This window comes from Bacillus sp. P14.5 (assembly GCF_003316765.1).
Lineage (GTDB): Bacteria > Bacillota > Bacilli > Bacillales > Bacillaceae_B > Rossellomorea.
In genome coordinates this window covers 38,566-45,936 of the sequence record NZ_NIJF01000115.1, presented here as the reverse complement: position 1 = coordinate 45,936, position 7,371 = coordinate 38,566, and the positions used below count along the sequence as shown (strand labels likewise).

The following is a 7,371-nucleotide window of genomic DNA, read 5'->3' as shown; positions in this document are numbered from 1 at the left end:
CTTTTAGAGACCCAAGGGCAGTTAGATTTTCTTGGAAGGAGGTCTCAAGGAAGCCTTTAGAGACCCCAAGGGCAGTGAGATTTGCGTGGGAAAGGTCTCATGGAAGCTTTTAGAGACCCAAGGGTAGTGGAATTTGCTTGGCAAAGGTCTCAAGGAAGCTTCTAGAGACCCATGGGAAGTGGAACTTGCTTGGAAGAGGTCTCAAGGAAGCTTCTAGAGACCCAAAGGCAGTTAAATTTTCTTGGAAGGAGGTCTCAAGGAAGCCTTTAGAGACCCAAGGGCAGTGAGATTTGCGTGGGAAAGGTCTCATGGAAGCTTTTAGAGATCTAAGGGCAGTGGAATTTGCTTGGGAGGAGGTCTCAAGGGAGCTTTTAGAGACCCAAGGGCATGGAAGTTGCGTGGAAGAGGTCTCAAGGGAGCTTTTAGAGACCCAAGGGCAGTGAGATTTGCTTGGGAGAGGTCTCAAGGGAGCTCTTAGAGACCGAAGGGCAGTGGAATTAGCAGTGGAGAGGTCTTAAGGGAGCTTTTAGAGACCCAAGGCCAGTGGAATTTGCTTGGGAGGGGTCCAAGGAAGCTCAAAAAAAGCCGCCAGTCACAATGGACCGGCGACTGGTGAGCCAGGCAAAAAGGAACTATTCTTCGTCACTTAAACGCTTTCCGCCCACGGCATAATGGTTCTTGCTCATTTCCTCTATGAATACGACGACTTTCTCTTCAGGGGCACCTGTTGTTTCGCTGACAGCTGCAGTTACCTTTTCCACCAGGGCTTTCTTTTGGTCCTCACTGCGTCCTTCGATCATTTTAACGGTTACATAAGGCATGGATTTCGCTCCTGTTCTATAATTTTGTTACAATCATTATGGAACGATATTGAGAAAAATATCTTCCAGTTAAAAGTTTATCGTATTTTCCAGAAGGAGCAAGTCTGGATGATAGAGAATATGTGAATAGAGATATTACCTATTTTAAAAAGGCTGTTTTCGCATAGATGGTGGCTGTTTTAAAAGTAATGGATTTCCGCTCCAGCCGCACGACTCCGCGGGGCGGGCGGTGAGCCTCCTCGGCTTTGCCTGCGGGGTCTCACCTGTCCCGCTAATCCCGCAGGAGGTCGCACGCCTTCCGCTCCAATCCTCCTACGTTATAATGGGGAGAATAAAACATTCAAAAGCAACAACCTTTTTGAAAAGAGCAAAAAAAACACTTATGTATATGAAGGAGAACGGACATTGGACTTTTTAGCCTTTAATTTAAAAGAACTTCCATTCGTGATCATTGCCCTGATTCTGGCATTCACGTTTCACGAATATGCTCACGCCTATGTAGCCCACAAATTCGGGGATGATACAGCGAAGGATCAAGGAAGGCTGACCCTTAATCCGATTCAGCATTTAGATCCGATCGGGACCCTTTTTATCTTGATTGCCGGTTTCGGCTGGGCAAGGCCTGTTCCTGTGAACCGCTTTAATTTTAAAAACCGAAGCTTGCGGGAGTTCTGGTTTCAGTGGCGGGGCCGCTGAGCAACTTCCTGATTGCGTTCATCGCTTACGGCATTTTTTATTTTATTATCACATTCGGTTTTGGCACGGTCGTTCCCCAGTTTTTCATCGACCTGTTCAATATGATTGTATATCTGAACATTCTATTGTTCATATTTAATCTATTGCCGTTTCCTCCTTTGGACGGATACCGGATTATCGAGGACCTTGTTTCACCGCGGCTGCGGTCACAGATGTCGCAGTATGAACAATACGGCGTTTTGCTGTTTTTAATATTGGTCATAACCCCGCTTGACCGTTATACGATCTGGCCGGTGATCAACGGCGGGATGAGTGCCGTGGGACAGACTTTCAATACGATTTACTATGCGGTATTTTCATTATTTTCTTAAAGCAGAAGGAGCGATATAGATGGATGAAAAAAAGAAGAACAATGTAGGCTTTAATATTATCAAGAGTGATCCGACAGACGGGCATGGCGGCTTCGGAATCGGTTCATTGAGCCTGGATAATGTGTCCCCTGTATTCGTTGATGTGGAAGAAGGAGAAGCTTTTGTCGACATCGGTGCGATGCATGCCCGCAGTTCGGTGGAAAAAAGAATCAAATTCACGAATAACCGCGAAGATTCTGAAGGCGGAAAACCTTACTGGCTTGTCTGGGTGACTATCGATCGCAAAGCGGAAGGCCCTTACTATGCCGGTGTTACAGCATGTGAAATGGTCGTCAATACGGAGAAGCGCAGAGGCTATAAATCCCTGCCTGAACACGTGAACCGAATGGACAAATCAATCAAGCGCCATATTATTGTCGATGTCATGGATGACCGCTCAAAAGGCATCTTAAAAGACTATCTCATCACCCATGATGAAGGCATGTGGGAGAGATCTGAAGCCAAGCTGAAAGAAGATCTTTCTATTTAATAAAATAACAAATTATGACAATATATTGAACAGAATGTGACATTTATTAGAAAAAATCGATCGCATCTTGCTCATTGGCCAGAAAAAAAGTAAACTTAAATCACAGTTTGCACAAATCAAACTAGGACATGAAAGACCCCGGGTTCGCACAAACCCGGGGTTTTTCTTATGCTTTTTTAGATGAGGTTATGCTTATTGATTTCAGGACCCGGTGTACAGCCGCCTTCCGAGGAAATCATCGTGTAGAGTTGGGACGCATGTATTTCTTTTTAATAAAATTCCACTTGCTTAGCGGGTTGCATCATTCAAAGAGATTTCGTAAAGATGATTCTCGTTCAGCTGCAGAGTCTCCTTGGGGCCTTATATACGAGTGCTTCCGGCAGCTTTCAGGGCAGTTTCCTCAGCCTAGAACCACTCCGTCCATTTTTTATACCAAGGTGTCTTTTTCTCCTTCGGTTCCTCTGCCGGAGGCTCTGCAGGTGCTTCTTCATGAAGGTGTTCATCGCAGAATTCAGTCGGTTCGGTTCCTTTTATGAAATAAGTGAAACGCTGGACGGGACAGCCTTTAGTTGCGAGTTTTCCATTATGCGGATTGACGAGATAGCCTTTTACATTCTGGGTTGGCTTGAAGGCTTTGACTGGTTCGCCCTTTAAAGCCTCTTCCATGAATTGGACCCAGATATTTTTGGCATAGTATTTATCCTCCACTAACGAAATTTCTTTTCCTTTATCGTAACCGATCCATACGCCGGCCGTGAGCTGGGGCGCAAATCCAATCATCCAGTTATCCGAATTGGTTGTGCCGGATTTCCCGGCATAGGGCCTTGTCGCATCTTTTCGGATGGTGATTCCTGTAACCGTGGAATAATCGTTCAGCTTGGGGTCGAAGATGCCGCTGAGCATGTGAGTCATGACGTATGCGGCATCCGGATCGAGAATCTGTTCTTTTTCCAATGTGTTTTCATAGATGGTTTCCCCGCTGAATCCTTCCACCTTTGTAATGAAGACGGGGCTGATTTTGTACCCGCCATTGGCGAACATCCCATAAGCATTGACCATATCAACGACCCTCGCGCCTGAAGTTCCCAAAGCGGATGAAGGCACTTTTTTTACAGGTGTCGACAGTCCGAATTTTTTGGCTGTATCGGTGAGGGCTTCTTCTCCAAGGAATAGATGTGTTTTGACCGCGTACACATTATCCGAAATTGCGATTGCCTGAGCCAGTGTAATGTCATCCCCTGCATACTTGTTGTTAAAATTGTGTGGAGTGTATTCACCTTGTCCCTCATCGAATTTAAACGTGGTCAGTTCGCTTCTCATCGTTGTAGATGGGGTGAAGTCTTTCTCAACGGCAGCATAATAAAGGAGCGGCTTGATGGTCGACCCCGGCTGCCTGACTGCCTGGACTGCGCGATTGAATGGACTTTCTTCATAATTCCTGCCCCCGACCATTGCGGTGACATGCCCGTTTTTAGGGTTGATCGCCGTGAACCCGACCTGAATGTCAGATTCCGGTCCAATCTCCCTTTCGATTACTTTTTCCGCTGCATTCTGGTGTTTCGGATTCAAGGTGGTATATACTTTCAGGCCTCCGAGCTCGACGGTGCGCTCATCAATGCCCAGTTGGTTTCTGAGAATATTTTTTACCACATCCTGAAAATAAGGAGCAGTTTCCACTGATTCGTGAGGATATTCTCCCACAATTTTCAGCGTCTCCGCCTTCGCCTCGGCAGCTGCCATATCGGAAATCAGCTTATCTTCCTTCATGGCATTCAGGATCAAGCTTTGACGGTCTTTTGCCTTTTGTAAGGAGTCAATGGGAGAGTAAAGGCTCGGTCCCTTCGGAATTCCCGCAAGCAAGGCGGCTTCCGCGACGGTCAATGTGTCGGCGGCTTTTCCAAAATAAAACTGGCTGGCGGCCTCAACACCGTAAGCTCCGTGGCCGTAGTAAATGGTATTTAGATATCCCTCAAGAATCTGCTCCTTGGAATAATTCATCTCCAGACGCAAAGTGTATAGTGCTTCTGAAATCTTTCTTTTCCACGTTTTATCATGAGTGAGAAAAAGGTTCCGTGCATATTGCTGTGAGATGGTTGAAGCTCCCTGGACTTTGGCCATTGCCTTTAAATCAGCAAGTCCTGCGGCAGTAATTCGCTTGAAATCAAATCCGTGATGAGAAAAAAATCCTTTATCCTCAATAGCCAGTGTGGCATCGACCAAGTCTTGAGAGATATCTTCCAGCGGCACCCAGTATCTCTTTTCGCCGCTGTTGCTTTCGCCAATGATCGATCCATCCGCTCCGTAGAACAGCGTGGACTGGGGAACGGAAAGCGGGGGCGGGCCCTGAATTTTCGCGTATGTCAATAAGCCTGCCAGCCCAGCCAGGATCAACAGGGTGGAGAGCAGGCCAAGAATGATTGCGGCGCGCAAGTATTTTTCGTTTTTGTAAACGGGAACTTGTGATGATTTCCAAGTGGATCCCTCATTTCCTATGAATCTTGTTTTTTATTAGTATCCATTATGGAAAGCAGAGGGTTTTTTTAAACATATAGGAAGAAAATTAATAATTATTCTTGTATTTTCGCCAAATTAGACTATACTTTTTCTCATGTTTGTATTTATGCAGTTGGGGAAGGATATTTATGTTGATGCTTGTCCCCGGCCGCGAGAATTAATTAGAAAAGGAATGAAGTAAAATGGGTGGATTCTGGTTCACAGAGAAACAAACGGAAAATTTCGGTATTACAATGAAAATCAACAAAACTTTACATACAGAGCAAACGGAATTTCAAAAGCTTGATATGGTGGAAACCGAAGAGTGGGGGAACATGCTGCTTCTAGATGAAATGGTCATGACCTCTCAGAAAGATGAGTTCGTTTACCATGAAATGGTCGCACATGTGCCGTTATTCACGCACCCTAACCCTGAAACTGTGCTGGTTGTCGGCGGCGGAGACGGAGGCGTCATCCGTGAAGTGCTGAAGCATCCTTCTGTTAAAAAAGCAGTCCTTGCGGAAATCGACGGCAAGGTGATCGAGTACTCCAAAAAGTACCTTCCTGAAATTGCGGGCGAGCTTGAAAACGAAAGAGTGGAAGTACAGGTAGGCGACGGCTTTATGCATATCGCGAAAAGTGAAAATGAGTACGATGTCATCATGGTTGATTCCACTGAGCCTGTAGGTCCGGCAGTGAACCTTTTCACAAAAGGATTCTACGCAGGAATCTCGAAAGCGCTGAAAGAAGATGGAATCTTCGTCGCTCAATGTGACAACCCTTGGTTCAAAGCAGATTTGATCCGCCAGGTGCAAAGTGATGTAAAAGAGATCTTCCCAATCACGCGCCTGTACACGGCAAACATCCCGACTTATCCAAGCGGCCTGTGGGCGTTCACAGTCGGCTCCAAGAAACATGATCCGCTGGAAGTAAGCGATGACCGTTTCCATGAAATCGAAACGAAATATTATACAAAAGAGCTTCACAAAGCCAGCTTTGCACTGCCTAAGTTTGTTAAGGACTTGACGGAGTAAACTAAAATTTAAAAATGTTGTTTGATTTCCGGTCCAGGTGTACGACTCCGCGGGGCGGGGGTGAGCCTCCTCGGCTTCGCCTGTACAAAAAGTGGAAGCGCCCTGATCAGGCCCGACAGGCAAATGTTCCAAAGCGAAAAAAGGCGGGTTTTCCTTTTATTCGCTTTGGGTTATTTGACCCCGAGGGGCTGGGCGCTGCACCTAGATTAGGGGTCTCACCTGTCCCGCTAGTCCCGCAGGAGATCGTACACCTTCCGCTCCAATCAACGTTTATAAACTAAAATAGTACTTTAAACAAAAACAATTAAGAGTGCATTCTTTCCAAAGCCTAATTTTAGGTATTGGAATAGAGCTCGGCTAACAGTAACTCTATTTACTCAGCCCAAGCCCCTTAACCCGTTTAGTAAGTATAAATAGTAACCTAACGAATTTTTTAAGGAGTGTTGAAACATGCGCTTTGATGAAGCTTATTCTGGTAATGTGTTTATCGGCAGCCATCCTTCCTATGAAGACAGCCAAATTGTGCTGTACGGCATGCCGATGGATTGGACGGTCAGCTACCGTCCGGGTTCTCGTTTCGGCCCTGCCCGCATCCGCGAGGTTTCGATCGGCCTTGAAGAATACAGCCCGTATCTGGACCGGGAATTGGAAGAGATCAAGTATTATGATGCCGGAGATATCCCGCTTCCGTTCGGTAATCCGCAGAAAAGCATCGATATCATCGAGGATTATATCGATGGCTTGATGAAGGATGAAAAAATTCCTTTTGGCATGGGCGGAGAACATCTGGTTTCATGGCCAGTCATGAAAGCTGTTTATAAAAAACACAAAGATTTGGCCATCATCCATTTTGATGCCCATACAGACCTTCGTGAAAACTATGAAGGCGAGCCTTTATCACACTCCACACCAATCAGGAAAATCGCCGAGCATATCGGACCCCAAAATGTATACTCTTTCGGAATTCGATCCGGCATGAAAGAAGAGTTTCAATGGGCAAAGGAAAACGGCATGCACATTTCCAAGTTTGAAGTGCTGGAGCCGTTGAAAGAAATTTTGCCAACGCTAGCAGGGCGTCCGGTATATGTAACAATCGACATCGATGTCCTTGACCCGGCGCATGCACCTGGAACAGGCACTGTCGATGCAGGCGGAATCACATCACGTGAACTTCTTGCCTCCATCCATGAAATAGCCCGATCTAAAGTGAACGTAGTCGGAGCCGACCTCGTTGAAGTGGCACCGATCTATGACACATCCGAACAAACAGCCAACACAGCCAGCAAACTCATCCGCGAAATGATGCTGGGCTGGGTGAAATAATACTTTTAGGCTCTTTTTGTAAACTTTGTGGCTATTGATTACTAATTCCCGAGAAAAACAACCTTAATTCTCCGGGATAACTTAGTTAACATGAAAAGAAAAGA

General features: G+C 46.0%; 4 protein-coding genes and 2 pseudogenes. 4 read left to right on the top strand and 2 right to left on the bottom strand.

Annotated elements, in window-relative coordinates; genetic code table 11:
- Positions 1-632: 632 nt before the first annotated feature.
- Positions 633-821: a 2-hydroxymuconate tautomerase gene (locus B9Z54_RS22505; protein WP_113930583.1), complete on the bottom strand. Its 189-nt coding sequence runs from the start codon at positions 819-821 to the stop codon at positions 633-635.
- Between the two features lie 405 nt (positions 822-1,226).
- Here B9Z54_RS22505 and B9Z54_RS22500 point away from each other — a divergent pair.
- Both B9Z54_RS22500 and B9Z54_RS22495 read left to right on the top strand, forming a co-directional pair.
- Positions 1,227-1,888: pseudogene (locus B9Z54_RS22500) on the top strand (site-2 protease family protein).
- 19 nt (positions 1,889-1,907) lie between these two features.
- Positions 1,908-2,417, top strand: a complete 510-nt coding sequence (locus B9Z54_RS22495; RefSeq protein WP_113930582.1) for a YwhD family protein — start codon at positions 1,908-1,910, stop codon at positions 2,415-2,417.
- Positions 2,418-2,822: 405 nt separating this feature from the next.
- Here B9Z54_RS22495 and B9Z54_RS22490 read toward each other — a convergent pair.
- Positions 2,823-4,890: pseudogene (locus tag B9Z54_RS22490) on the bottom strand (transglycosylase domain-containing protein).
- 223 nt (positions 4,891-5,113) lie between these two features.
- Here B9Z54_RS22490 and speE point away from each other — a divergent pair.
- Positions 5,114-5,944 (top strand): polyamine aminopropyltransferase, encoded by an 831-nt coding sequence (speE, locus tag B9Z54_RS22485; protein ID WP_113930580.1) that lies wholly within the window; start codon positions 5,114-5,116, stop codon positions 5,942-5,944.
- A gap of 450 nt (positions 5,945-6,394) precedes the next feature.
- On the top strand, positions 6,395-7,267 hold the full coding sequence (speB, locus tag B9Z54_RS22475) for an agmatinase (RefSeq protein ID WP_113930579.1): 873 nt from the start codon (positions 6,395-6,397) through the stop codon (positions 7,265-7,267).
- Positions 7,268-7,371: the final 104 nt, after the last annotated feature.